At 66.1% G+C, this 25791-nt stretch carries 23 protein-coding genes and 1 pseudogene; 16 read left to right on the top strand and 8 right to left on the bottom strand.

Annotation, left to right across the window (positions count from 1 at the left end):
* Nucleotide 1 precedes the first annotated feature (1 nt).
* Complete coding sequence (locus tag ACFU4Z_RS27810) at nt 2-613, bottom strand: TetR family transcriptional regulator (protein WP_379068317.1); 612 nt, start codon at nt 611-613, stop codon at nt 2-4.
* Nucleotides 614-937: 324 nt separating this feature from the next.
* Here ACFU4Z_RS27810 and ACFU4Z_RS27805 point away from each other — a divergent pair, with 324 nt between their 5' ends.
* A complete protein-coding gene (locus ACFU4Z_RS27805) occupies nt 938-1642 on the top strand; it encodes a flavodoxin family protein (RefSeq protein WP_379068314.1) in 705 nt (234 codons plus the stop codon).
* A gap of 128 nt (nt 1643-1770) precedes the next feature.
* Nucleotides 1771-2226, top strand: a complete 456-nt coding sequence (locus ACFU4Z_RS27800; protein WP_379068311.1) for a lytic transglycosylase domain-containing protein — start codon at nt 1771-1773, stop codon at nt 2224-2226.
* Nucleotides 2227-2350: 124 nt separating this feature from the next.
* On the opposite strand, the gene ACFU4Z_RS27795 is transcribed toward ACFU4Z_RS27800, so the two are convergent.
* The gene (locus tag ACFU4Z_RS27795) at nt 2351-3004 is read right to left on the bottom strand and encodes a TetR/AcrR family transcriptional regulator C-terminal domain-containing protein (protein ID WP_379068308.1); all 654 of its coding nucleotides are present in this window, start codon (nt 3002-3004) and stop codon (nt 2351-2353) included.
* Nucleotides 3005-3096: 92 nt separating this feature from the next.
* Between ACFU4Z_RS27795 and ACFU4Z_RS27790 the strand changes: the two genes are divergently transcribed.
* Nucleotides 3097-4578: an FAD-dependent monooxygenase gene (locus ACFU4Z_RS27790; protein WP_379068306.1), complete on the top strand. Its 1482-nt coding sequence runs from the start codon at nt 3097-3099 to the stop codon at nt 4576-4578.
* A gap of 73 nt (nt 4579-4651) precedes the next feature.
* Here ACFU4Z_RS27790 and ACFU4Z_RS27785 read toward each other — a convergent pair whose 3' ends face one another.
* Complete coding sequence (locus tag ACFU4Z_RS27785) at nt 4652-5161, bottom strand: DUF664 domain-containing protein (RefSeq protein WP_379068303.1); 510 nt, start codon at nt 5159-5161, stop codon at nt 4652-4654.
* Nucleotides 5162-5891: 730 nt separating this feature from the next.
* Here ACFU4Z_RS27785 and ACFU4Z_RS27780 point away from each other — a divergent pair.
* The gene (locus ACFU4Z_RS27780; protein ID WP_379068300.1) at nt 5892-6722 is read left to right on the top strand and encodes an SDR family NAD(P)-dependent oxidoreductase; all 831 of its coding nucleotides are present in this window, start codon (nt 5892-5894) and stop codon (nt 6720-6722) included.
* Between the two features lie 282 nt (nt 6723-7004).
* Here ACFU4Z_RS27780 and ACFU4Z_RS27775 read toward each other — a convergent pair whose 3' ends face one another.
* Complete coding sequence (locus ACFU4Z_RS27775; protein WP_379068297.1) at nt 7005-8387, bottom strand: serine hydrolase domain-containing protein; 1383 nt, start codon at nt 8385-8387, stop codon at nt 7005-7007.
* A gap of 245 nt (nt 8388-8632) precedes the next feature.
* Between ACFU4Z_RS27775 and ACFU4Z_RS27770 the strand changes: the two genes are divergently transcribed.
* Entirely contained in the window at nt 8633-9829 is a 1197-nt protein-coding gene (locus tag ACFU4Z_RS27770) for a TetR/AcrR family transcriptional regulator (protein WP_379068294.1), read from the top strand.
* 59 nt (nt 9830-9888) lie between these two features.
* Here ACFU4Z_RS27770 and ACFU4Z_RS27765 read toward each other — a convergent pair whose 3' ends face one another.
* Both ACFU4Z_RS27765 and ACFU4Z_RS27760 read right to left on the bottom strand, forming a co-directional pair.
* Entirely contained in the window at nt 9889-10932 is a 1044-nt protein-coding gene (locus ACFU4Z_RS27765; RefSeq protein ID WP_379068291.1) for a hypothetical protein, read from the bottom strand.
* Nucleotides 10875-11237: a hypothetical protein gene (locus tag ACFU4Z_RS27760; RefSeq protein ID WP_379068288.1), complete on the bottom strand. Its 363-nt coding sequence runs from the start codon at nt 11235-11237 to the stop codon at nt 10875-10877. The genes ACFU4Z_RS27765 and ACFU4Z_RS27760 overlap by 58 nt, the downstream gene beginning before the upstream one ends.
* Before the next feature lie 205 nt (nt 11238-11442).
* Between ACFU4Z_RS27760 and ACFU4Z_RS27755 the strand changes: the two genes are divergently transcribed.
* The 4 genes from ACFU4Z_RS27755 to ACFU4Z_RS27740 all read left to right on the top strand — a co-directional run bounded on the left by ACFU4Z_RS27755 (nt 11443) and on the right by ACFU4Z_RS27740 (nt 14536).
* On the top strand, nt 11443-11847 hold the full coding sequence (locus ACFU4Z_RS27755; RefSeq protein ID WP_379068285.1) for a hypothetical protein: 405 nt from the start codon (nt 11443-11445) through the stop codon (nt 11845-11847).
* A 72-nt stretch (nt 11848-11919) separates the two neighbouring features.
* Nucleotides 11920-12051, top strand: a complete 132-nt coding sequence (locus ACFU4Z_RS27750; RefSeq protein ID WP_379068282.1) for a hypothetical protein — start codon at nt 11920-11922, stop codon at nt 12049-12051.
* Between the two features lie 14 nt (nt 12052-12065).
* Nucleotides 12066-12920, top strand: a complete 855-nt coding sequence (locus ACFU4Z_RS27745; RefSeq protein WP_379068279.1) for a class II glutamine amidotransferase — start codon at nt 12066-12068, stop codon at nt 12918-12920.
* 182 nt (nt 12921-13102) lie between these two features.
* Entirely contained in the window at nt 13103-14536 is a 1434-nt protein-coding gene (locus ACFU4Z_RS27740; RefSeq protein ID WP_379068276.1) for an ATP-binding protein, read from the top strand.
* Between the two features lie 106 nt (nt 14537-14642).
* On the opposite strand, the gene ACFU4Z_RS27735 is transcribed toward ACFU4Z_RS27740, so the two are convergent.
* Entirely contained in the window at nt 14643-15626 is a 984-nt protein-coding gene (locus ACFU4Z_RS27735) for an aldo/keto reductase (protein WP_379068273.1), read from the bottom strand.
* 190 nt (nt 15627-15816) lie between these two features.
* Between ACFU4Z_RS27735 and ACFU4Z_RS27730 the strand changes: the two genes are divergently transcribed.
* The 4 genes and pseudogenes from ACFU4Z_RS27730 (at nt 15817) to ACFU4Z_RS27715 (ending at nt 17759) form a co-directional block, all read left to right on the top strand.
* Nucleotides 15817-16002 carry a hypothetical protein gene (locus tag ACFU4Z_RS27730; RefSeq protein WP_379068270.1) on the top strand — a complete coding sequence of 62 codons (186 nt, stop codon included), beginning with the start codon at nt 15817-15819 and terminating at the stop codon, nt 16000-16002.
* Nucleotides 16003-16272 (top strand): annotated as a pseudogene (locus tag ACFU4Z_RS27725) (MFS transporter); the annotation flags it as partial.
* Between the two features lie 79 nt (nt 16273-16351).
* Nucleotides 16352-17203 (top strand): alpha/beta fold hydrolase, encoded by an 852-nt coding sequence (locus tag ACFU4Z_RS27720; RefSeq protein ID WP_379068267.1) that lies wholly within the window; start codon nt 16352-16354, stop codon nt 17201-17203.
* On the top strand, nt 17190-17759 hold the full coding sequence (locus tag ACFU4Z_RS27715) for a TetR/AcrR family transcriptional regulator (RefSeq protein WP_379068264.1): 570 nt from the start codon (nt 17190-17192) through the stop codon (nt 17757-17759). The genes ACFU4Z_RS27720 and ACFU4Z_RS27715 overlap by 14 nt, the downstream gene beginning before the upstream one ends.
* A gap of 117 nt (nt 17760-17876) precedes the next feature.
* Here the strand turns inward: ACFU4Z_RS27715 and ACFU4Z_RS27710 are convergent, their stop codons facing one another.
* Nucleotides 17877-18779, bottom strand: a complete 903-nt coding sequence (locus tag ACFU4Z_RS27710; RefSeq protein ID WP_379068261.1) for an alpha/beta hydrolase family esterase — start codon at nt 18777-18779, stop codon at nt 17877-17879.
* A gap of 91 nt (nt 18780-18870) precedes the next feature.
* Between ACFU4Z_RS27710 and ACFU4Z_RS27705 the strand changes: the two genes are divergently transcribed.
* The 3 genes from ACFU4Z_RS27705 to ACFU4Z_RS27695 all read left to right on the top strand — a co-directional run bounded on the left by ACFU4Z_RS27705 (nt 18871) and on the right by ACFU4Z_RS27695 (nt 25754).
* Nucleotides 18871-19032 (top strand): hypothetical protein, encoded by a 162-nt coding sequence (locus tag ACFU4Z_RS27705; protein ID WP_379068258.1) that lies wholly within the window; start codon nt 18871-18873, stop codon nt 19030-19032.
* Nucleotides 19033-19089: 57 nt separating this feature from the next.
* Nucleotides 19090-19467, top strand: a complete 378-nt coding sequence (locus tag ACFU4Z_RS27700) for a VOC family protein (RefSeq protein WP_379068255.1) — start codon at nt 19090-19092, stop codon at nt 19465-19467.
* A 104-nt stretch (nt 19468-19571) separates the two neighbouring features.
* Complete coding sequence (locus ACFU4Z_RS27695) at nt 19572-25754, top strand: amino acid adenylation domain-containing protein (RefSeq protein ID WP_379068252.1); 6183 nt, start codon at nt 19572-19574, stop codon at nt 25752-25754.
* Nucleotides 25755-25791 lie beyond the last annotated feature (37 nt).

Raw genomic sequence — 25791 nt, 5'->3', positions numbered from 1 at the left:
CTCATTCGGTTGGCGGCGAATCGGAGGTCGTGAGCAGCGCCTGCACGAGCTGCCCGAAAGATCGCGCGATCCGCGCCGGCGGGCCCGAGGGCCGGATCATGTGGCTGAACAGCAGCCGGACCAGACTTTCCGCGACGAACGGCACGTCGGCGTCGGCGCGAATCAGCCGACTCCAATGCTGTTGGGCGAAGGCAATATTCAGTTGAGTCGCGGCCTCGATGAACGGCGCGGAACGGGTCGTCGCCAACGCGAGCAGGTCGTCGGGCGTGCCCGGCGGCGCATCGAGCACAGCGTGCGCCAAGGGATCCGCGGCGATGGTCGTGAGCACGAATTCCGTCACCGCCGTGACCGCGGCCACCGGATCGTCGCGGTGCTCGGCCAGCCGCGCTGCGACACCCTCCAGATACCGCGACGTGTTGTGCCAGGCCATCGCCTCCAGCACACCGCTCTTGGACTCGAATTCATTGAAGACAGTCCGCCTGCTCACCCCCGCTCGCTCGGCGATGTCGACCATACGGATGCTGTTCCACTCGGTGGTGCTCGCCAGCTCGATGGCGGCCGCGAGGATTCGCTCGCGCACCAGTTCGCGCGTTGCGACACGCACCGAAGACATTCGACTCCTGTTCACCGTCGACATTCTTCCCGGCTGTCATCGCCGGATTCTCGATCGCGGTCAATGCACTCTACAGTCTCAATAGTGCATTTGCTGCACTATCAAGTCAACAAAGTGCAAAACAATGCCCGGCAGGCATCCACCCCATCCCCCGCTCGACGCGCCCTTCGGGGGGCATCGAGTAAGTCCGTGACGAGATGGTGGCGGCGCCACTGGACTGACACGGAGCGGGTTATCGTTCGATTCTCAGGTCGGCGCTCTACCGGCCTGTGGCAAATCCAGATCCGGCTGATTCCGCATGTCGTGGTACCCGAGGAGACCACTATGACCAGCTACGACGATCTACGGGCACTGTTCATCAACTGCACACTGAAGCGCTCACCCGAACCGAGCAACACCCAGGGACTCATCGACGTGAGCGCCCGGATCATGGCGAAGAACGGGGTTCGGGTTTCGCATATTCGCGCCGTCGACCACGACATCGCGACCGGGGTCTGGCCGGATATGACCGAGCACGGGTGGGCCACCGACGAGTGGCCGCAAGTGCAGCGGCAGGTGATGGACGCCGACATCCTCGTGCTGGCCGGACCGATCTGGTTGGGCGACAACAGTTCCGTCACCAAGCAGGTCATCGAGCGGCTGTACGGCAATTCGTCGATACTCAATGAGCGCGGCCAGTACGCCTACTACGGCCGCGTCGGCGGATGCCTGATCACCGGCAACGAGGACGGCGTCAAGCACTGCGCGATGAATATCCTGTACAGCCTCCAGCATCTCGGCTACACCATTCCACCGCAGGCCGACGCGGGCTGGATCGGCGAAGCGGGACCGGGGCCGTCCTATCTGGACCCTGGTTCAGGCGGTCCCGACAATGACTTCACCAACCGCAATACGACCTTCATGACCTGGAATCTGCTGCACCTTGCCCGCATGCTGAAGGACAACGGCGGCATGCCCGCGCACGGTAATCAGCGCTCCGAGTGGGAGGCGGGGTGCCGGTTCGACTTCGAGAACCCCGACTACCGCTAGACCGCTTCACGCACGTCTCCCTCGCCGACACTCCGGGCGGTATGCCGCGCAGTGGCACTGACCAGTGCTTTGCTGATTGTGGCGTTACCAGCTTCGAGCTTCACTCACCGGATGCGAAGGAGCAAGTCGTGCCGCACGTCAAAACTGCCCTCGCAGCGACCGGCTGCGCGCTCGCCATCGGGATCGCTCCCGCCACTGCCGCACCTGCCCAGTTCGATGCCACCGTCCCCCATGCGGATTCCACGTTGCCATCCGGCTCCGCGGAAACGCAGGCCGGCTCCGGGCTGACGCCGGTCCGTGCGGCCACCAGACTCACGGCGATGTCGATCGTGCCGCTCTACGATTTCTGGGCGTTCGACAATGTCGTCATGCGCGAAAGCAGTTGGGACTTCTTGGCCGTCAATCCAGCCAGCGGCGCGTACGGGCTCGGCCAGGCCCTGCCGCCGCACAAGATGGCCACTCACGGCGCCGATTGGCCGTTCAATCCGGTGACCCAAATCCGCTGGACGTATGACTACATGAAGAAGGTGTACGGCAGTCCCGCGGGCGCGTGGGCATTCTGGCAGGAACATCACTGGTACTGACCGGTCTTCGTCGGCACTGTCATCGCAGCTGCGCACAGGCGAATTGCCGAGCAACCGGTCAGCACAGCCGATGGCGAACCACACCGCCACGTTTCCAGGCCACCATTTCAGTGCCCGCATCTCATCAAGAGGGCTCGGGAACCGTTCGGGTGGCGAGGATTCCGGCGAGGATGACGCGGAGGCCGTGTTCGAACTCCTTGTCGATATCGGCGGCGAAGAGGTCGGCCACCAACTGAGCGGTGCGGGGGTAGCGAACGGGGTCGACGGCGTGTTCGAGGCGGTCGGGCTCGTATGGGTTGGCGTCGGCGTATTCGATGCTGGTGCGGGACTGCTCTTCGATGACGAAGCCGACGGTGTAGTGCAGCATGATCGGGAAGACCCGGCCGCCATCGGCCTTGGAGAAGCCCGCGTCCTCGAGCATACGCAAGGTCAATTCCACTGTGCGCCACATGGCTTCGTCGCTGATGTAGGTGCCTGCCAGGACCTTGGCGCCGTCCCGATAGCGCAGCATCGCCCCGCGCAACCGCCCGGCCAGCGCGACCAGCCAGTCCTGCCAGCTCTGGCCCTGCCGCGGCGCCTCGACCCCGGTGACGGCATCGACGAAGACGGCCTGCGCCATCGCGTCCAGCAATTCCCGCTTGTTCTTGACATGCCAATACAGCGCGGGTGCTTGCACATTCAGTGCCGCGGCCACCTTGCGCATGGTCAGCCCGTCGAGGCCGACCTCATCGAGCAATCCCAGCGCGGCCTCGGCGATGGCTGTGGCGTCCAGCTTCATCGTCACCTCCTACATTCGACTGCTTGACAGCTTAACAATGTTCTGGTCTCCTTAACAACGTTCAGGAATTTAACGTTGTTAAGGAGACGGTCATGGACACGACCGATGTGGTGATTGCCGGCGCCGGACCGACCGGCCTGATGCTGGCCTACGAACTGCGACTCGCCGGAGTCGAGGTGGCGCTGCTCGACGGACTTCCGGCGCGCACCGGCGAATCCCGGGCGGGCGGCATCCACGCCCGCACCATGGAGATCCTCGACCAGCGCGGCCTGCTCGACGACCTGCTCCCGCAGGGCCGCCCCATCCAGGCCGGGCACTTCGGCGGACTCCCCCTGGACTTCAGCGACTTCAACACCCGCTACCCCTACACCCTCGCCGTGCTGCAGTCGGTGATCGAGCGCGAACTCGACCGGCGCGCAACAGAATTGGGCGCATCGGTGCAGTGGGGATCGCCGGTCACCGGATTCCGCCAGGACGCGACGGGCGTGGAGGTCGAGGTCGGCGGACCGGAGGGCTCCCGCCGGATTCGCGCCGCCTACCTCGTCGGCTGCGACGGTGGTCGCAGCACGGTCCGCAAACTCGCGGGCATCGACTTCGCAGGCACGGACGCGACCGTGACCGGCATGATCGCCGACGTCGAACTCGCCGATCCGCCCGCGCAACCCTTCTTCGGTCAGCGCGGTGATGCGGGCGACTTCTCGGCGGTGCAATTCGAGCCGGGCTGGTACCGGCTGGTCGTGCAGCGGCACGACCGCGTCCTCGAGCGCGGCGCCGAGCTGACCTTCGAGGACTTCCGCGACAACTTCATCGAGCTCGCGGGCACCGACTTCGGCATGCACAGCCCGCGCTGGGTGACGCACTACGGCGACGCCGCGCGGCAGGCCGACCGCTACCGCGTCGGCCGGGTGTTCCTGGCAGGCGACGCCGCCCATATCCACTACCCGGCCGGCGGCCAGGGCCAGAACCTGGGCGTGCAGGACGCGGTCAACCTCGGCTGGAAGCTCGCTGCGACGCTGCGCGGCAACGCATCCGACGAACTGCTCGACACCTACGAGACCGAGCGCCACCCCATCGCCGCCCGCGTCCTGCACAACACGAGAGCCCAGACGGCACTGTCACGCTCCGGTCCGCATACCGACGCGCTGCGCGACATCATGAGCGACCTGATCGACATCGACCAGGTGCGGCAGCGCCTCGGCCTCATGATCACCGCCCTCGACATCCGCTACGACACCAAAGCCGACCATCCACTGGCCGGACGCCGCGTGCCGGATGCCGACCTGACGACCGAGGGCGGCGATACCCGGGTCCACGCTCTGCTGCGCTCCGGTCGGCCGGTGCTCTTGGTGCTCGGTGGAAACGACGTTCCGGCCATACCGCAATGGCACGACCGAGTCGAGATCGTCACCGCCGAAAGCCGTACCGACCGCTGGACCATCCCCGGCGTCGGCGACATTCCGTGCCCTGGCGCGGCACTGCTGCGCCCCGACGGCTACGTCGCCTGGGCCGCCGACGACCCGACCACCGCCGGATTGGTCGAAGCCCTCACCACATGGGTCGGCGCGCCGGCCTGATGCCTCGGTTCGGCGGGAAAGGCACGGTGGGCCGGTCCGATATTTCAGCGTGGAGTAGAGCGCACCGGTCGCTCTACTTCGTCCGCTCGATCACTCCGCGAACGTAGGCGGCCTGGCCCGCGTGCTGCAGATCGTCGGAGATCACGCTGACCAGGCGCACGCTGAGGGTGACCGGCGGGTCCCATCTGGTGTCGACAATCCGGCCGAGGTCATGGGCGGTGAGACCTCGGACGAACCGCAGCGTCTGCTCGTGGACCGCGTCGTAGTAACCGAGGAGCAGGTCGGCAGTGGCCTGGATGGCGGCGATGTTCTCGGGACGGTCGCCGTATCCGGTCGCGCGCCGGTCGATCGGCAGACCGAACCGGTCGTACCAGCCCTGTGCGGTCCACACCTGCTCCACGCCCGCCACATCGGCGACGTGATCGTCCTGCACCCGGGTCAGGTGCCAGATAAGCCAGGCGATCGAGTTCGCGCCCGGTTCGATGCGATAGGCCAGGTGGTCCTCGGTCAGGCCGTCCACCGCCTCGTGCACCACCTCTTGAATGCGCCCGTAGGCGTCGGCAAGTACGTCGGCACTCGTCATCTTGTCGGCTCCGTCCGTCGATGTCGTGCATTCGACCGTACTCACACCGGGCGCGGGCCGCCGCGTTCCCGGCCACCGCCAGCGTGCTGAGAATGCCCTGACGATCCTGCCGGGAAACCGAACGGGTCGGGGCCTTCTAGGCCGCAGCGATGGCCATGCGCGAAACCGTGGTGGCCGCTGACCGGCCGGCCCCGTGAGCAGATGCGCCGTGTCACCGACCCGAGGTCGGCGACACGGCGCATCCGCGTGCTCGGCGGGAGTCAGGGACGGGTGGCGCGGGTGCTCCACACCGGCCAGGGACGCAAGGACGACCTCGGACGGCGAGCAGGCGCTCCAGGCGCTCCAGGGGCTCGAGAGGCCCGAGATCGAGCCCGTCAGCACCAGGGAAAGCGCACCGCTTCGAGGTCCGGCGCCGCCTGGAGCGCCTCGATCAGCTCGGTCGGGCCGGCCACGAAACCAGTTCCCGGTCGGCGACATTCCAGTTCACAGCAGGTGAGCTGTACCCAGCAACCCACTAGGTGCCAGAGCCTCCTGTGACAACCACGATGGAAGTCGCACCATTGCACGATCAAACCTTTCTGGTGTTCACTAAGTGAATATCAACTAGCTCGAGCTACGAGCGTGAGGGATGGCGATGAGCAGACGAGCCGTGGTTGCGGGGTCGGGATGATCCCCCACTGACCGGCGACGCTGTCGTCGCCGTCTGATCACCCGAAAGGACATGCAGCACATGGGAACTCTGGATGGCAAGGTCGCGATTGTCTCCGGCTCCGGCCGCGGCATAGGCCGTGAGATCGCGCTGAAGCTCGCCTCCGAAGGCGCACAGGTCGTGGTCAACGATCTCGATGCCGAACCGGCGAAGGAAACGGTCGCGGCGATCGAAGCCGGAGGCGGACAGGCTGTTTCGTGCATCGGCAGCGTCACCGACGCCGAGTTCGGCGAGCGCTTCGTGCAGACCGCGGTCGAGAACTACGGTGGCCTGGACATCATTATCAACAATGCGGGCTACACCTGGGATTCGGTGATCCAGAAGATGACCGACGAGCAGTGGGACGCCATCCTCGACGTGCACCTCAAGGCGCCGTTCCGGATTCTGCGCGCCGCACAGCCGGTGATCGCCGCGGCGGCCAAGAAAGCCAAGGAGGCCGGCGAGCCGGTCCCCTGCCGCAAGGTCGTCAATATCTCGTCGATCGCGGGCACGGGAGGCAATGCGGGACAGGCCAATTACTCCTCGGCCAAGGCGGGCATCACCGGCCTGACCAAGACTCTCGCCAAGGAGTGGGGTCGCTACAACGTCACCGTGAACACCGTCGCGTTCGGCTTCATCAAGACTCGGCTCACCGAAGCGTCGGCCGCCGGCGACAGCACGATCGACGTGCAGGGCAAGGAGATCAAGGTCGGCGTCAACCCCGACCTGCTCGCCGCCATGGAGCAGATGATCCCGCTGGGCCGTGCGGGCACGCCCAAGGAAGCGGCAGGCGCCGTCTACCTCTTCTGCACCCCCGAATCCGACTACGTCAGTGCCCAGACCCTGATCTGCGGCGGCGGCTTCAACATCTAGGAGCGAGGCTCAGCCGGGCGGGCGGCGAGCCTGCCTGCCCCTCGACTCTCGGCCCGCGAGCCGAAGTCGACTGATCGCCGGGGACGCGGCGGAGCTGTTCTGCCGCAATGGATATACCGGGTCGGAATGGGAGAGGCCGGAAGGCGGGCAGGCCGATAGCGCCGTAGCCGAATCGCTCGCCCGATCCTGACCCGAACAATGATCGACAAGACCTGGTGTCAGTGCCCGAAGGGTCCGCCACCAGGTCCCGCTGGTCTTGTTGGGTCGATCGCCTTGCTTCGCCTACTCGGCGGCGTCGAGCACGCGGGTGAACAGCCGGCCCGCGAGGTCTGCCCCGACGATCGCGCCGCGTTCGTCACGGGTGAAGTAGCCGCGCTGGCCCTGGAGCCCGCCGCCGGTGACGACGTACTCGTCGTCGGGCAGCAGGCCGAGACCGGCCGCGGGCAGGTCCGGGGGCAGCTCGGTGTCGGATGCCGCGCGGATCTCCGGCTTGATGCCGACCGCGATCGTCAGCCCCTCGCCATCGGTATCGATGGTGAGCCGCATGACATCGATGTCGTAGTCGCCCACTACTTCTCGCGCCCGTACCACGTCGTGGGGCAGCGGCACCGGCTGCCGATCGATCACCCCCAGGTAATGCTTCAATGCCCAGCGGACGACCGCCTGGTTGAACAGCATGCCGTCGTCCGGTCCCGAGTTGGACAGGACGGTGATGGCGAAGCGGTGTTCCGGAACCATGAGCAGCTCGGCGAACTGGCCATTGCCCGACCCGCCGTGCCCGACGGTGCGCACACCGTCCACCTCACGCAGGAACCAGCTGATGCCGAACGCGTCGCCCAGCGTGCTGCCTTTCAACGCGACCGTTGGTTCCTTCATCCGCGCCAGCTCATCGGAGGGCAGCACGTCGAAGCCGCTTTCCGCCCGGCCGTCACCGAGATGGAAACGCGCCCAACGGAGTTGGTCCGACACCGACGACGCGATGCCGCCACCGGGGTTGTTGCCGCGGGTGTCCTTCCACTGCCGCGCGACGGCCAGGGTGCAGTCCTCACCGAGGTTGTGACCGACGGCGAACCGCCGAACCATGACATCGGCAGGTGCGTAGACCGTGTTCGACAACCCAACGGGCTCGAGGATGAGCGACGCGACCGCCGCCTCGAAGGCGAGACCGGTGACCTTCTCGATAATCCGCCCGAGCAGGTTGTATCCCGCCTGGCTGTAGGAGGCCCGCGCGCCGACCGGCGCGATCTGATCCAGCTCGCGCATGCGCGCCACATACCCGGCCAGCGCGTCGTCACCGTCACCGGTGTCGACGATGAGCCGCACACCAAGTCCCGCAGTGTGATTGAGCAGATTGAACACCGTCATCTCCGCCGCGGCCTGCTCATCAGCGAGCTCAAGCTCAGGGACATAGCGCCGCACCGGCGCGTCCAGGTCGATCCGCCCCTCCGCGGCCAACCGCATGAGCGCGGTCGCGGTGAAGGTCTTCGACACCGAGCCGAGCAGAAACACGGTGTCCTTGTCGACGGGCAGCGGATTGTCGCGGCTGGTCACGCCATGAGAAGCGAACACTTCTTTACCCCCGACCCACACTCCGACCGCGACACCGGGGATGTCCAGCTCGGTCGCCGTGGCCTCGACGAATTCGGACAATGCGGTATCAGACATTTCATTCCCTTTCGATCGACTCTTCGCCACGACGCCGAGTCCCTGTACCTCGTGTGTCTGGCATGCGGGGAACGTTGCCCGCCGCCGCTGACACGGCGCTGACACGCGGCGTCAGGGCCTGCGCGGCTCGCATTTCGACAGTCGCGTCAGGTCCCGCCGACAACCAGCGCTCGGCGGCCTCGCGCACCAGACCGAGGCGGTAACATCACACGCTCGCCGTATGGCGATGATCGGAGGCAAAGGGCATGGTGCGCGGGTCGGAGGAGCGCACGCTCAGCGACCCCGTCCGCGGCACCAGGCCCGCGAATCGGCGTCAGCTGATTCTGCGTGCGGCGGCGGATCTCTTCTACGAAAAGGGCTATGCCAAGGTCGGTATGGGCGATGTGGCGGAAGCGGTGGCCATCGGCCCTTCGGCGCTGTACCGGCATTTCCGTGGCAAGCAGGATCTGCTGGCCACGGTCGTCGGCGAGGCGCTGAACACCCTGGACGGTGTGCTGGTGACGGCCACTGCCGCCAACCTCATCACGACAGTGGTGACAGCGATGCTGGAGAACAGACGGGTCGGGGTGTTGGTGCGCCGCGAATCTCGCCAGTTGTCCGTCGATGATCGCGCGGCGCTGCGCACGGTGACCAAACGCATCGGCGCGCGATTCGCCGAACTCATCGGCGAACGCAGGCCCGAGCTGAACACTTCCGAGTCCGATCTGCTGGCCTGGTGCGCCGTCGCGACCGGCAACAGCCTTTCGTTCCATAGTCTTTCGCTTCCGGAGCCCGGGTTCACCACCCTGATCGAGGAACTCGTCACGACCATCGTCGACGCGCCTATCGCCGTGCCCGATCGGTCCGCCGCGCGCACGGAGCACACAGGGTCCTTGACTCGGCAATCACGGCGCGAGGCCATCCTGGCCGAGGCAACGCGACTGTTCGCGGGCAACGGATTCGCCGGCGTGAGCATGGAGGACATCGGCGCCGGAGTCGGCATCTCCGGCCCCAGCGTCTACAACCATTTCCCGACCAAATCCGACATCCTGGTCGCCGCGATGTCCCGTGGTGACGAATGGATGCAGAGGGAGATGAACCGCACGTTCGCGCAGGCCGCGGACGCCCGCGACGGCTTACTCCGACTACTGCGCAGCTACCGCGCGTTCGCCTTCGAAGACCCCGACCTGGTCCAGTTGCTCGTCTCGGAATCCATGCACCTGCCCGACGCCGACCGGCACCGAGCCAGAGCGGCTCAGCACTCCTACATCGCGGAGTGGGTGCACCTGGCAACTCAGGTGCACCCCGACTGGGATCCGGTCAGTGCCCGAATCCGCGTGCAGGCGGTGCAGACCATGATAAACGACATCGCGCTCATGCCCCATCTGCGATCTCGTCCCGGTGTCGATGCGGCGCTGCTGGCGATCGGCGCTCGGCTGCTGGCGATCTCGGACGAACCATAGACAGGCATGCCCTGATCGAAGGGCATGCCGGGTCCGGGTCGTCGAGGCATCCACCTGCCTCAAACATCAGATGCCAATACCAGCGCATTATGTGGGATCTTGCGGGTGTCCTTGATTGCATTCAGCCTTTCGAGTGCCCCCTTAATGGCATTTTCTTCTATCCCGGCGTCTCCGAGCGCGGCGCGGAGACGAACCTGGTCGACAGCGTCGATGCTGCGGAGGATATCGTCATTCAGTATTTTTCCCTTATGGGCCGCAACGAACTCGGAACGGATGACGACATCCAGGTGATTCACTGCTCGAGGAAACGATCTGCCGTGATCGATCGCAACAGGTTCTAGATTGCCGCCTCGTGTCACCGTCCGATAATTCTCAGAATCGCGGTCGAAGTTTCCCATTATGTAATCAAGGACTGCCATCTGCTGCTGCTGCGTCTCCGGGTAGTCGTTGATATCCTTTCGACCGAATGTGGACTTCACGAATTGCTGCACCATTCCAGGACCACTCGGGCGACCGTTGATGATCCGCCCCGCCGTCCTGGCCGTCGGCGGCACTCGGCCGAACCCGAGGTGCTCATCGAGCCGAAAGGCCGCGATTTCCCTACTCGTCAGTGCACCCGGCTTCTTAGCGAACGGAAGGTTCCCTTCGTAGTTCTCAGAATGGATCGGCTTATAGATATTCAATTCGCCATCGCTGGACCGCATCAATAAGACACCGCTAGTCCGACGACTTTCTTTCATGTCGCCGGGTTGATCCGCGATAGTTTCCAAGCGGCGGGCACACATATTCTCCTCAACCGCACTCGGCCGGTACCCCCAATCTCTACCGCCGCCAGCCCGCTCCGGATGTTCTTGCCGAACTGCGCGCCCCTCACCTTCGTCGAACTCGGCCGCTATTCGCTGGTCCGCTTCCGCGCGATTGCGGAGGCCTAAATTAAGCGTGCTCGTAGACTCGGTATATGCGCCATGGATAGCCTTCGCCATACTTTCGGCCAGGTCATTGACCTGTTTCGCTACATTCTTCCCAAAGGGGCCGAGGCTGCCAGTCAACTGAGATTGATCGCCGAACTCTTGCCCACCCCTTTTTGCGAACCCCTTGTCCACGGCGATGAAGTCGCAGGAATTCCGGATTCCCCGACGCTTTCATCGACCAGGCGGTAATAGCTCATCCCGAACTGCTGCAGCAGGGCCCGCATGAACGCACCACCGTCGTCAGGCATGACAAATCGCGTTGTGCCCAAGATCTGGACGCCGTGGTCGTACCATCCCTCAGCAGGTGGACATCCCGCGGGATCGACGACGGCAAGCGCCACTCGTCCCGCCGGGGTCAGCCGGAACTCCGCGACTCGTTGCGGCTTCGACGATCCGATGTCATACAGAACTATCAGCGTCGGGCTCTCGTCGGCCATAGCCCTCACCTCTCCGCGACCGTAGCCCAGCTCGATCCGACTACACGCCTCCCCAAGGGGAACAGACAATGCAGTCTGTTTCACAATGCAGTCTGTTTCAAGGAGTACACACCGCGATAGATCATATCCAGTTATCGCTGCAGGCTGTCACCGTTGCACGGCTCATGGAACCGCGGCACACAGCCGATGCGTGGAGACTGAGGGCGTGACAAGGGACGGAATCCAGCTGATCGTGGTGGACGCTGCCAATGTCGTCGGCTCTCGGCCCGATGGCTGGTGGCGCGACCGCGCCGGCGCTGCCCGACGATTACTCACGAAGCTGACCTCGCTGCAGGAATGCCTGGAGCAACCGTCGGACGTCGTAGTCGCCCTCGAGGGGGCAGCGAAAAGCGCAGTCGCCGAGGGCACGGACCCGGACGGCCTGCGTGTGGTGCTGGCAGACGGATCAGGAGACGACGCGATCGTCGATGTGGTGGCGGCAGCCGTCGCAGCGGACAACAGCCGGTCGATCACCGTCGTGACGGCGGATCGGGGACTGCGCGATCGAGTCGAGGAGCTCGGGGCCGTAACGGTCGGTCCACGCTGGCTCCTGGATCGCATCGAGTCGTAGCCGAAGCAGCAAGAGAACACCTGTCGAGCGTGTCGATCGAGGCAGGGCGGTCTCGAGCGCGAGACTGAGCGAATGGCTGAACGACACCCTTCCGCCGCCGAGAAACTCGATCTGACCGCGCAATGGGCCGAGCCCCTATTGCCCGGCGAGCTGTCGGACCGCCATGAGCACGCCGCCGCAAAACCGGCCACGGCGCTCGGATAACGGAGGAGACCGACATGTGCCGACTTTTCGGAATGACAGCGTCCCCGCGGCGAGTCACGGCGACCTTCTGGCTCCTCGATGCCGTAGACAGCCTGGACCACCAGAGCGAGAAGAACCCCGACGGCACCGGCCTCGGCACCTTCGACACACAGGGCAGGCCGGTGGTCGAGAAGCAGCCGTTGGCCGCCTACACGGACCGCCAGTTCGCTACCGAAGCCAAACACCGCGAGTCGGCGACCTTCCTCGCCCATGTCCGCCATGCGTCGACGGGTGCCCGCACCGTGAACAACACCCATCCATTCACCCAGAACGGGCGTATCTTCGCCCACAACGGCGTCATCGAAGATCTCCCACGACTCGACGAGCAACTGGGCCCCTACCGCGCACTGGTGCAGGGCGACACCGACTCGGAACGATTCTTCGCGCTGATCACCCAACACATCGATGCGCACGGCGGTGACATCACCGCCGGGATCACCGACGCCACCCGATGGATCGCCGACCAGCTGCCGATCTTCGCGATCAATCTGATCCTGACCACCGCCACCGAGCTGTGGGCCTTGCGCTACCCCGATACCCACGAGCTCTACATGCTGAAACGCGAAGCAGGAGAACACCTCCGTCATGCGGGCAGCGCGGGAACCGTCCGCGTCCACTCCGCCGATTCGGCCGCAACCCCGACCGTGGTCATCGCCAGCGAGCCGATGGACACCGACCCCGGCTGGCGTCGCATGTCCCCCGGCGAGCTACTGCACATCCACCCCGATCTACATATGGACAGCAGCCCGATACTCGATCGCCCACCGGCCCACCCGCTGTCGCTGTCGGACCTCAGCGCCGAAGCCGCCGCATCGCAACTCACTCGCTGAGGGCACACCCCCACTCGCTGAAACGCGCGCCCAATCCCTGGCCGGACCCGAAGATCGAGCAATGGGAACTCGTGCCTACCGCCGGGACAGACCCATCTCCTTGTTGAATCTAAGGTAGATTTGATCTACGTAAGATTTCTTCTACGTAAGAATCAATCTACGTTTAACTCGAGGAGCGGGCGATGGAGTTCACCGGTAGAGCAGCCGACCTCGACCTGCTCGCTCAACAGCTGGACCTGGTGGCCGAGGGGCGCGGTGCGACACGTGGACGAGCAGTGATCGTGACCGGTCGACGGCGGGTCGGTAAATCGCGGCTCATCCAGGAGTTCTGCGATCGGTCAGGCAGGGCGTACGTCGTTTTTCAGGCCACTCGCGCACGCAACCCGGTGGCCGAGCGCGCCGATTTCATCGCCACCATCGCGCACTCCGCGTTAGGCGGGGCCGAGCTGGTTGCCGGGTTGCACGCAACCGACTGGAACCAGGCCCTGCGCGCCCTTGCCATCGCCCTCCCGGACGACGTGCCCTGTATCGCCGTTGTCGATGAGGTGCCCTGGCTCACCGAAAAGGACTCCGAGTTCGAGGGCGCGCTGCAGACTGTGTGGGATCGCCAGCTTTCCGGCAAGCCGGTGCTACTCGTGCTGGTCGGCAGCGACATCTCGGTCATGGAAGCGTTGCAGTCCCGCGACCGCCCATTCTTCGGGCGCGCAACGAAGATGGCTGTTGAGCCACTGAATCTGGCCGATGTGCAGACAATGACAGATCTCGATGCCGCCAACGCTGTCGACGCCCGGCTGATCACCGGCGGCTTCCCGGAGATCGTCCAGTCGTGGCGGCCGGGGATGAGCAGAACCGACTTCCTCCAAGCTTCGGCGACGAACCCCCTGTCACCGCTACTGGTGGCCGGCGAGCTGTCCCTGCTCGGCGAGTTTCCGGAATCATCACGCTCACGCGCTGTACTGGAGGCCATTGGCAGTGGCGAGCGCACCTTCGGCACCATCGCCGCACAGGCGGGAGGCAACGGCGCACTGCCCTCGGGAACCCTGACACCCTTACTGAACACCCTGCAAGCCAAGCGAATTGTCGCCACAGACGTACCGCTGTCCACCAAGCCCGACACCAAGAACAAGCGGTATCGCATCGCCGATTCCTATCTCCGGTTCTGGCTGGCTTTCCTCCAGCGAGGCATTCCTCTCATCGAACGCGGCCGCGGAGACCTTGCGCTCACTCGCATCGAGCGCTCATGGACCGCCTGGCGCGGACGTGCCGTCGAACCTCTCATCCGGGAATCCTTACTCCTCCTACTGCCCGGTGCCCGATGGCCCGAAACCGAAGCGATCGGCGGCTGGTGGAATCGGCAGAACAACCCCGAAATCGACCTCGTCGGCGCCGACCACGAACCTGTCGCAGACTCGGTGCATTTCATCGGATCGATCAAATGGCTGGAGGACCGCACATTCGACCGCCACGATTACGACGCTCTCACCCGAGCGATCCTGTCGGTGCCGGGCACGGACATACACACGCCGTTCGTGGCCGTGTCCCGCTCCGGCGTCGAGTCCGACCTTCCACTCGCGATGCATTGGGGACCTGAAGATCTCGTCGCCGCATGGCAGTGACCGTTGAAACGCTCGCTGATTCGACGGTAGAAGAACTATTGGGCCCATTGGCACGGAGCTATTTTCGTATGATGACCCGAGCCTTGTTCGAGGGTGAGCGGCCAGGTCAGCGACCGACGGTTCGGGCGAGGCGCTCGGGATAGCGTGCGCCCGCGAAAGCCCCTGAGGGAGCGGCGGCGTCGATGCGGGCGAGATCGTCTGCGGTCAGGGTGATGTCGGCGGCCGCGACGTTTTCCTCGAGGTAGGTGCGGCGCTTGGTACCGGGGATGGGGACTACGTCCTCGCCCTGGCTCATGACCCAGGCCAGGGCCAATTGGCCTGCGGTGATGCCCTTTTCAGCGGCCAGGTCGCGGAGGGCGGCGACGATGGCGAGGTTGCGGTCGAGGTTGTCGTCGGCGAAACGCGGCAGTTGGCGACGCATGTCGTCGGCAGGGAGTTCGGCGGTGGAGGTGATGGCGCCGGTGAGGAAGCCGCGGCCGAGCGGGGAGAACGGCACGATGCCGATACCCAACTCGCGGCAGGTCGGCAGCACCTCGGCCTCGATGTCCCGTGTCCACAAGGACCATTCGCTCTGCAGCGCGGTGATCGGGTGCACGGCATGCGCGGCGCGGATGGTCGCTGCCGAGGCTTCGGAGATACCGAGGTAGCGCACCTTGCCCGCGGCGACCAGCTCCGACAGTGCGCCCCAGGTGTCCTCGATCGGTACGTTCGGATCCACCCTATGCTGGTAGTAGAGGTCGATGTGGTCGACACCGAGGCGGGCCAGCGACTCGTCGCAGCTCTGCTCGACATAGGCGGCGTCACCGCGCGCACTCATGGATCCGCCATCCCCCCACACGATGCCGAACTTCGTCGCGAGCACCACCTGATCACGACGATCGGCGATAGCGCGCCCGACCAGCCGCTCATTGGTTTCGGGCCCGTACACATTGGCGGTGTCGAGCAGGGTCACGCCCAGGTCGAGCGCGCGATGAATGGTCGCGATGGACTCGTCGTCGTTATCGCGCACACCATAGGCCTGGCTCATCCCCATGCAGCCGAGCCCCTGCGCACCTACGGTCAGTTCGCCGAGTTTCCTGGTCGGGATCATTGCGGGATCTCCTCCTTCAGCACGCCGGACGCGATGTCCAGCGGCAGGTCCGGGTATGACTACCGAGATCCGACGCTACGACCTGGAGTGCACTCCATGTCAAATACGGCCCCGTCAGCGCTGGAGAAACAGACAGACAGCCACGGCGTCGAGACCCTCGTCGGCCTGCCGGTGTGGATCGAGTGTCGCGATGGCCGCGGAACTCGGCCTCGGACACCTGATCGCCGAGCTACCTGACCGCTCGAGTGCGGCTTCAGATCCGATGCAACGTGCCGGCGAAGTTCGCACCGAAGAGTTTCGCGGTCACGAGATCTCCCTCGTCGAAGGAATCCACGGGAGCTTTGTGATGCATTTACGCCATCGCGCCGGTCCATGATCCGCCGCCGCCGACAGCTTCAACACCCTCATGCGCTCGATCGGCACTTCGTTCGCGGCCGCGGTGGTCGGTGCCGTCCTGTCCCAGATGAGTATTCGGTTCGGCGGCCACACCCTGCCGTCGGAGAACGGCTTCCGCACCGGCCTGCTGATCGGCTGCGGTGTCGCCCTCGTCGCCGCGGCCATCACCGCCACCATCCCGTACCGCCGGACGACCCCCACTCCCCCGGCCCTCGTCGACGCTGCGCCGAAGGTCGCGTCCAGGGCCTGAGGCGAGTGTTGACAGCGAAGGCTAATTGCATTAGCTTTATGGCTATCAATATTAGCTAACAGCACAACGGGAGTTCGACATGACCGAGTACCTGACCATCGACGGTGGACAGATCGCCTACGACGTGACCGGCGACGGCCCACTGGTCGTGCTGTCGCATGGCATCGGCGACCGGCGCCAGGCTTTCCGGTTGCTCGCGCCGAAGCTGGTCGCCGCCGGCTACCGGGTCGCGGCGGCGGACCTGCGCGGACACGGAGAGTCCAGCATGAACTGGAAGTCCCATGACGGCAGTGACGCCATCTCGCGGACCGATGTCGCGGGCGACCTGCTCGCGCTGATCCGCCACCTCGGCGGTCCAGCGGTCATCATCGGGCACTCCATCTCCGGCGGGGCCGCCACCATCGCCGCGGCACAAGCACCCGAACTTGTCAGCGCCATCATCGAACTCAACCCGTTCACCAAGACCCAGAAGCTCGCCGCCGGCGCGCTGTTCACTGTCCCGCGCTACCGCAAGGGGCTGGTGCCGCTGATGAACACTATGATCTTCAAGAGCCTCGGACAGTGGATGCGCTACCTGAACGTCGCCTACCCGATCAAGCCCGCCGACTACGACGAGTACATGGCCGAACTGTCGGCGAAGCTGCAGGAACCGGGTCGGTTCGCGGAATTCATGAAGACCGGCAAGTCGACTCCCGCCGATGCCGAGGCGCAGCTGCCGAACATCAGTAGCCCCGCGCTGATCATCATGGGCACCGAGGACCCCGACTTCCCGAACCCCGAAGCCGAAGGCGACGCCATCGTCGCTCTCATGCCTGCGGGTCTCGGCACCGTCGCGGTGGCTGCGGGGTCCGGGCACTACCCGCACGCGGACGCGCCGGACCGGGTGGCCGAACTGGCGGTGCAGTTCCTCACCGAGCATGCCCGTGCCTAGGGTCGGGCTGACGACAGCCGACGTCGTCCGTGCGGGTGCCCAACTCGCCGACGACGTCGGCTATGACAAACTGGCCATGGGTCCGCTTGCCGAAAAGCTCGGTGTCCGAACACCTTCCCTGTACAAGCACGTGGCCAACCTGGCCGATCTGCAGCACGGCATCGCCGTGCTCGCGATGACCGAACTCGACCGTGCCATTCGCGATGCGATGCACGGCCGCTCCGGCACTCAAGCGTTGGCGGCCTTCGCCGGCGCATTCCGCTCATATGTAGTCGCGCACCCCGGCCGCTACGCCGCCACCGTCGGAGCCGAGTTCACCAGCCCCGAGGATCCCCTGCTGGAATCCAGTGGCCGCGTGCTCGATTCGATGGTGGCCGTGCTGCGCGGTTACGACATTCCCGACGCCGAGATGGATCACGCCCTGCGCACCTTGCGCTCGATGTTCCACGGATTCGCATCCCTACAGGCATCCGGCGGCTTCCAGTGGACCGGCGATCCGGAAGTCAGCTTCGACTGGATGATCCGGTTCATCGACCGTGGATTACGCGGGCTGTGAAGAACGGACCTGGGGCCTCCGCGGCCATCACCGCGACGATTCCGCATCCCCGGACCATCCCGCCGCCCCAGTCCCCCATCGACCCCGCGGAACAGGTCGCGGCCAGGGCCTCGAGCCTCATCGATCGTGGATTGCGTGGGCTTCGAAGAAGTCCCACGCGAGGTCGGTCGCGTTCACCCCGGCCTGCGCATCGGAGAGTTCGCCCTGCGCGGCGCCCGGCCACGAGTGCCCCATCTCGGGAAGCCGGTAGACCTCGACCACGCTGCCGTCGGCGCAGGTGGCCGTCGCGATGGTGATGCCGTTGGCCAGGTCGGCCCGCGCTCTCCCGGGAGCGCAGGCGAGTCGCTCCTGCCATTGCGTGATCCCGGTGTCGAATCGACCGAAGTAGCGGTCCTTGCCACCGAGGAAGATGATCACCGATACCGGTGTCGTGGGCTTGTAGGACGGCTCCGCCGCGGTGGCGCCGATGAAACCCCCGCTGACCGCGGCGATGGCGGCGAAGGTGCCGGGTAGTTCCACCGCGAGCTTGAAGGACATATCGCCGCCGTTCGAGATGCCCGCGGCATAGACGCGCTTCGGGTCGGCTTTCCAGGCGCTGGTCATTCGGGCGACGACAGTCTCGACGAAGCCGACATCGTCTTCCGAACCGCAGCAGACGAAGGCGTTGTATCCGGAAGCGTGCCCCTCCGGATAGACAACGAGGAAGTTTTCCTTGTCCGCCTTGGCATTCAAGCCGCTGGTGGTGGCGATCCGCGCCGCGTCACCGGGATAGAAGTGCAGGGCGACCACGAGTGGCAAGGCGGTGCTGCCGTCGTAGCTCGGCGGCGCGTGCACCACATAGGAGCGGGTCTTGCCACCGAATTCGATGGTGATCCGCTGGTCACCCGAGCGGGGCTTGTCGTCCTGTGCAGCGGCCGCGGGGCTGCTCGGCGATGTCGGTGGCGGGGCGGGGCTCTCGCAGGCCGTGACCGACAGGGCACAACAGGCAATGGCGATGGCGACACTGCGAAGCCGGAACACCGACTCACTATGGCACGAAATCGATGCGCCGTTGTCCAGACTGAGAATGTTCGAGAATGGTTGAGTAGCAATAGATATCGCAGATGTGTACATGGTGCCGATCGGCGCAACCCTCGACGGCGTCCTCGCCGAGGCAGCCTCTGTCCGTACGGTATTCGTGACCGCCGGAGCCGTGCTGATCGTCATCTCGGTCGCACTACTCGCGCGCCTCGACGGGACGGCATTACAAGCTCGACGGCAACCGCATGCGTGAGCGACCGGCACCGGCGATCGACCCCGCGCGGCCGGGCCGCTGGTTAGGCTCGGCGGAATGATCCTTCGCAATGTGACCGTCGATTGCGCCGATCCATATGAGCTCGCGTCATTTTGGAGCGCCGTCACCGGATGGCCGGTGTCCGGGGCGGATAAGCCAGGCGATGACGAGGCGTTGGTCGAGGCGCCGGCGCTTGCGCCGGGCTTGCTGTTCATTCGCGTGCCCGAGGGCAAGGTGGTGAAGAACCGTCTGCACTTCGATTGGATGCCCACCGAGCGGACGCGGGACGACGAGGTCGAGCGCATCATCGGCATGGGAGCGACGCTGCACGAGGATCACCGAACCGCCGATGGGCTCGGCTGGGTCACGCTGCTCGATCCCGAGGGAAACGAGTTCTGCATCGAGCGAAGCAAGGCCGAGCGCGAGGCCCGATAGCCGGGGTAGGCATAGCCGTATCCTTACTTCCCACCGGTGGCGTAGCTGCGTGTCGCGTTATAGCATCGGGCCCGTTTGTTCATTTCGCGCGGCAGGACGAGAACTTGACCAGTGGTACCCGTCCGGCTTCATCGTCGTCGCGCCGTGGACGTTCACGTCGGGCTTCCGGGTCGAGCGCGCCCACTCTGGCGACGCTGCTCACCGCGGCCGTCGAGCACAATCCCGATGGCGCGGCCGTGGTGTGCGACGATGCCACGCTCACCTATCGTGCCCTCGACGCACGCTCGTCGCAGATGGCCAGAGTTTTGCTGGCGATGGGGATCGGCCCGGAAACCACCGTCGCGGTGGCCCTGCCCCGATCGATCGACTCGGTGCTCACGGTCTGGGCGGTCGCCAAGACCGGTGCGGCGTTCGTGCCCATCGATCCGGGCTTCCCTTCGGCACGTATCGAATTCCAGGTCGCCGACTGCGGTGCGCAGTTCGGACTTACCAGGCAGCAGTACGCCGCGGTACTGCCGGGCGAGGTCCGGTGGCTCGCGCTGGACGCTTCCGACTTCGAGGCATCGGTGTCGGCGCAGACGCCGACACCGATCTCCTACCTCGACCGCCGGACGCCGATGCGGGACACCAACCCGGCCTATCTGATCTATACGTCCGGCTCGACCGGCCTGCCCAAGGGCGTCGCGGTCACCCACGCCGGCTTGGCCGGTCTCTGCGCTGAGCTCACCGCGCGGCACTCGATCTCCCCCGAGTCGCGGATCCTGCACTTCGCCTCACCCAGCTTCGACGCTTCGATATTGGAGCTGCTGCTTACCATCGGCGCGGCCGCCACGATGGTGATCGCCCCGCCGACGATCTACGGCGGCAGTGAGCTGGCGCGGCTCATCGCGCATCATCGGGTCACCCACGCCTTCCTCACCCCGTCGACGCTGGCCTCGGTCGAGCCGACCGGACTGGACTTGCTGCAGGGCATCATCGTGGGCGGCGAGCCGTGTCCCCCCGCGCTGGTCGGCCGTTGGGCGATGGCAGGACGACGATTCTGGAACGCCTACGGGCCCACCGAATCCACCGTCGTCGCGACCATCAGCGCGCCGCTGTCGCCCGAGACGCCGGTGACCATCGGCTCGGCGGTGCGCGGCATGCGCCTGCGCGTGCTCGACCGGCAGCTGCGCCCGGTCGGCGTCGGCGTCGCGGGCGAGCTGTACATCTCCGGTCTCGCCATTGCCCGCGGCTATCACCGTCGCGCCGGGCTGACCGCACTGTGTTTTCCCGCGGACCCGCACGGTGCGCCCGGCACTCGGATGTACCGGACCGGCGACCTCGTCCGCTGGACAACGGGCGGTGACCTCGACTACCTCGGCCGCACCGACGACCAGGTCAAGATCCGCGGTTTTCGGATCGAGCTCGGCGAGATCGACGCGATCCTCACGACGCATCCCGAGGTGCGCACCGCCGTCACCGTCGACCGGAGGACCGCCGCGAGCGACACCACGCTGGCGGCCTATGTCGAGCCCGTACCGGGGCGATCGCCCGACCCCGCCGCCCTCGCCGACACCTTGGCGCAGCGGCTGCCGCGGTACATGCTGCCGACCTCGATCACCATCGTGGACCACATCCCGCTGACCCCCAACGGCAAAACCGATCGTGCGGCGCTGCGTGCCCGATCCGACGACCGCCTCGTCTATCGACCGCTGTCGGGTCTCGGCGAGGAATTGGTCGCCGCGGTGTTCGCCAAGGTGCTCGGACACGAGCAGTTCGGGCCGGACTCCGACTTCTTCACTTCGGGCGGCAATTCGCTGCTCGCCACCCAGGTCGCCGCCCGGCTCAGCGAGACATGGCAGGCCCAGATCCCGACCAGGCTGGTCTTCGACCACCCGACGGTGGCCCTGCTGGCGAAGGTGCTCCAGACGCAGCGACTGGACACGGCCCGACCGGCCTTGGCCGCTGGTTCGAGACCCGAGCGGATTCCCTTGTCCCCCGCCCAGCTTCGGTTCTGGCTGCGCAATCAGTTCGACACCACGACCTCGGTCGACAACGTCGGGTTCGCACTCGGTATGTCGGGTGACCTCGACGTCGAGGCGCTGCGTGCCGCGTTCGCCGACACCGTCGAGCGGCATGAGACGCTGCGCACCATGTACCCGGCCGACGCCATCGGCCCGCACCAGCTGATACTCGAAACATCAAGTGCCGTCGCCGATTTCATCCCCGAAGACACACACACCGACGCGGTGGACGAGCGAGTGCGCGAGACGCTGTGGCGCGGTTTCGACGTGTCGGCGGAAGTGCCGCTGCGCGCTCGGCTACTCCGGGTGGACGGCGCCTACGTGCTGGCCTGCGCGACGCACCACATCTGCGCCGACGGCTCCTCCCTCGCCCCCTTGGCGCGTGATGTCGCCGTCGCCTACGCCGCACGCACCGCGGGTGACGCACCGGCCTGGCTGCCGCTGGACGTGCAGTACGCCGACTACGCGCTCTGGCAACAGGAGGTGCTCGGTTCACGCGAGGACCCGGATTCCCCGTTGTCCAGGCAACTCGCCTACTGGACACAGGAACTGGCAGAGCTGCCCGACGACCTCGACCTGCCGACCGACCGACCGCGGCCTGCGGTGGCCTCGCTGCGCGGCGACGGCGAGCAGCGCACGGTGCCCGCCGCGCTGCATCGCGACCTGCTCGCTGTCGCGCGGGCCCATCGGGCCACGTTGTTCATGGTGATGCGGACAGCCTTGGCCGTCCTATTGGCCCGTCTGTCCGGCGGCACCGACATCGCCATCGGCGTGCCGATGACCAATCGCGCCGAGGCCGCCCTCGCGGATGTCGTCGGCATGTTCGTCAACACCACGGTGTCGCGGACCAGGATCGACCCGGCCGAGAGCTTCGCGGATCTGCTGGCCCGGACCCGCGATCGGGACATGGTGAATTTCGCGCACTCGGAGGTGCCGTTCGAACTCGTCGTGGATGCCGTCAACCCGGTGCGGTCCCCTGGCCGGCATCCGCTGTATCAGGTCGGTTTCGCGTTCCAGAACTTCGCCGAGGCGAATTTCGAACTGCCGGGCCTGACGTTCTCGTCCTATGACGCGGACATCAGGACCGCGAAGACCGACCTGCACATCGCGGTGGTCGACACCCATGACGAGGACGGCGCACCGGGCCCGATCGACATCCGATTCGGCTATGCCACAGATCTTTTCGATGAAACAACGGTGCGCAGGTTCCTCGCCAGCTATCTGCGCATCTTGCATGAGGTGGCCGCCGATCCGATCGGGGCGGTCGGTGATATCGACATCATGGAACCGCTCGAGCGGCGGCGGATCCGGTTCTGGTCGACCGGACCGGATCTTCCGGTCGCGCCGGAGACCCTGACCACCGCGCTGTGGCGGCATGCGCTCGCGACGCCGGAGGCCGTCGCGGTGGTCTGCGGAGCGCAGGCGCTGACCTACGCGCAGCTGCAAGACCGGTGTAATCGGCTGGCCCGGTGGCTGATCCGACAAGGCGTCGGACCCGACACGGTGGTGGCGGTTGCCATGCGGCGGTCCATCGATCAGGTCGTCGCATTGACCGCGATCGTCGAAGCGGGCGGGGCCTGGGTGCCGATCGATCCGGATCATCCGGATGAGCGGATCCGGTCGGTTCTCGATTCCGCCGCACCGCGGTGCGTCGTGACCACCAGCGGTGACGCGTTCATCGTCGCTCCCGCGCATGCCGTCGACACCCTCGATCTCTCGCAGCTGAGTCCCGAACCGGTGCTCGATGCCGAGCGCGGCGCGCCACTGCGCGGCGACCATCCCGCCTACGTGATCTACACCTCCGGCTCCACTGGTCGACCGAAAGGCGTTGTGGTCAGCCACGACGCGATCGTCAACCAGCTCCTCTGGATGCAGCAGCAGTACCGTGTCGGCGTTGCCGACAGGTACCTGCAGAAGACTCCCGCGACGTTCGATGTCTCACTGTGGGGGTACTTCCTGCCGCTGCGCGCCGGCGCCAGGCTGGTGCTCGCCGGACCGGGCGAGCACCGCGACCCCGCGGCGCTCGGCAGGCTCATCGCGGCACAGCGCGTCACGCTCACCGATTTCGTGCCCGCCATGCTCTCGATGTTCGCCGCGCACGCCACTGCGGCCGAATTGACTTCACTGCGTGCGGTTTTCGTCATCGGCGAGGCGCTACCGCCGGAGACCGCACGGGCGTTCACCGCGGTCTGCGGCGCCGAACTGCACAATCTGTACGGTCCGACAGAAGCCGCGGTGAGCATCACCCATCACCGGGTCGAGGCCACCGACCTGACCTCGGTGCGCGTGCCGATCGGTGCACCGGAAGGGAACTCCCAGAGCTTCGTCCTCGACACCCGGTTGCGGCCGGTGCCGGTCGGTGCGGTGGGTGAACTCTATTTGGCCGGAGTCCAACTCGCCCGCGGCTATCACGGCGCGCACGCTCTGACGGCGGGCCGGTTCGTCGCGAATCCGCTCGGCGGCCCCGGCGACCGGATGTATCGGACCGGCGATCTGGTGCGGTGGACGCCGCGCGGTGCACTGGACTACATCGGGCGCAGCGACTTTCAGGTGAAGGTGCGCGGTCACCGCATCGAGCTCGGCGAGATCGAAGCCGCGCTGCTCGCCGACCCCACCGTCGGTCAAGCGGCTGCCGCGGTCAAACCGGCGCAGGACGGGGACCAGCTCGTCGGCTATGTCGTCGCAGCGCCCGGTGCGGCAGTCGACCCCGATAGGCTGCGGCGCTCGATATCTCGGCTGTTGCCCTCGTACATGGTGCCGTCGGCGGTGTTGCCCCTGGATGCGCTGCCGGTCAACGCCAGCGGCAAACTCGATCGTCCGGCGCTGCCACTGCCGGTGTTCGCGGCACGGGCCGGTGTCGCGCCGTCGACCGCGCTCGAACACGCGATCGCCGAGGTGTTCGCCGAGGTCCTCGCGGTGTCACCGATCGGGGTCGAGGATGATTTCTTCGAGCTCGGCGGGTCTTCGTTGATGGCTTTCACACTCCACCAACGACTGTCGTCCCGCCTCGACCGCGAGGTCCCGATGTCGATGCTGCTCGCCACACCCACGGTGGGCGGCCTCGCCGCACAGCTCGCCGAGGCTACGGGGCCGACGCGAACAAACACACCGTCGCCGGCCGAAGACGCTGTGCTCGACGCCGCGATCGCTGTCGACGGGATCGCCGCCGCCCACACCGGACCGCCGCGTGAGCTGCTGCTGACCGGCGCGACCGGGTTCCTCGGCGCCCACCTGCTGCGGGAACTGCTGCATCGCACCGACGCAAGGGTGTGGTGCCTGATCCGGGCGAACACCGAGGTCGAGGGCGCCAACCGGATTCGGTTGGCGCTGCACCGCTACCGATTGTGGGACGATGCCGTCGCCGACCGGATCATCGCGGTCCCCGGCGATCTCGCCGCACCGCGCCTCGGCCTATCCGACGCCGACTACGAACGCCTCGCCGACAGCATCGATGTCATCTACCACAACGGCGCTCGCGTCAATCACGTCGATCCCTATGCTCGACTGCGCGCCGCCAATGTCGAAGGCACCAGGGACGTGCTGCGCCTGGCGACGACGCGACGGGCCAAGCCGGTTCATTTCGTCTCCACTATCGGCGCCGCGGTCTCGACCACGCCGGATTCCAGCGTCGTCGAAGAGGACACGCGGCTGCGGGCCGACCAGGTCTCCGACAACGGCTACCTCAGCTCCAAGTGGGTCGCCGAAGAACTGGTTCGGCAGGCCGGCGAGCGCGGGGTTCCGGTGGCCGTCTATCGGCCCGGCACGATCAGCGGCGACACCCGCATCGGTGTGAACAGCGCCGACGATTCGATCTGGAACATGATCCGCGCCGCCGCGATCCTCGGGATCGCCCCCGATGTCGGCGACGCGACGGTGTCACTGGTTCCGGTGGACTACGTGGCGGGCGCGCTCGTCGAGATCTCGGCTCACCCCGCGTCGGAGATCGTGTATCACCTGGTCAACCGCACCCCGGTGGCGGTGCGCGATATCTTCGACTCGCTGCGCGACCACGGCCTCCCGGTCGCGACCGCTCCGCTGGAGACCGTCCGCGCCGAGCTGGACCGCGAATCCCGCCTGCGCAACGACGCGGGCGACGATTCGCTCGTCCGCGCGGCGCTGCTCAGCGCGAACTTCGCCGTGCTCGCCGGACATCTCGACTGGGAGGACACCCACAGCCGTACCGCCTTGTCGGGCACCGGCATCGAGTGCCCGCCCCTTACTCGCCCGATACTCGACACCTACATCAGAGAGTTCATCGCATCGGGGTTCTTGCCGTCGCGATAGCGCGACCGGAGCATCCGCGGGAGCGCACCGAAACTCG

The sequence above is a fragment of the Nocardia sp. NPDC057440 genome (assembly GCF_042802915.1).
Classification (GTDB): Bacteria; Actinomycetota; Actinomycetes; order Mycobacteriales; family Mycobacteriaceae; genus Nocardia.
Note: the sequence above shows the minus strand (reverse complement) of the source record. Positions and strands in the feature narration are given on the sequence as shown.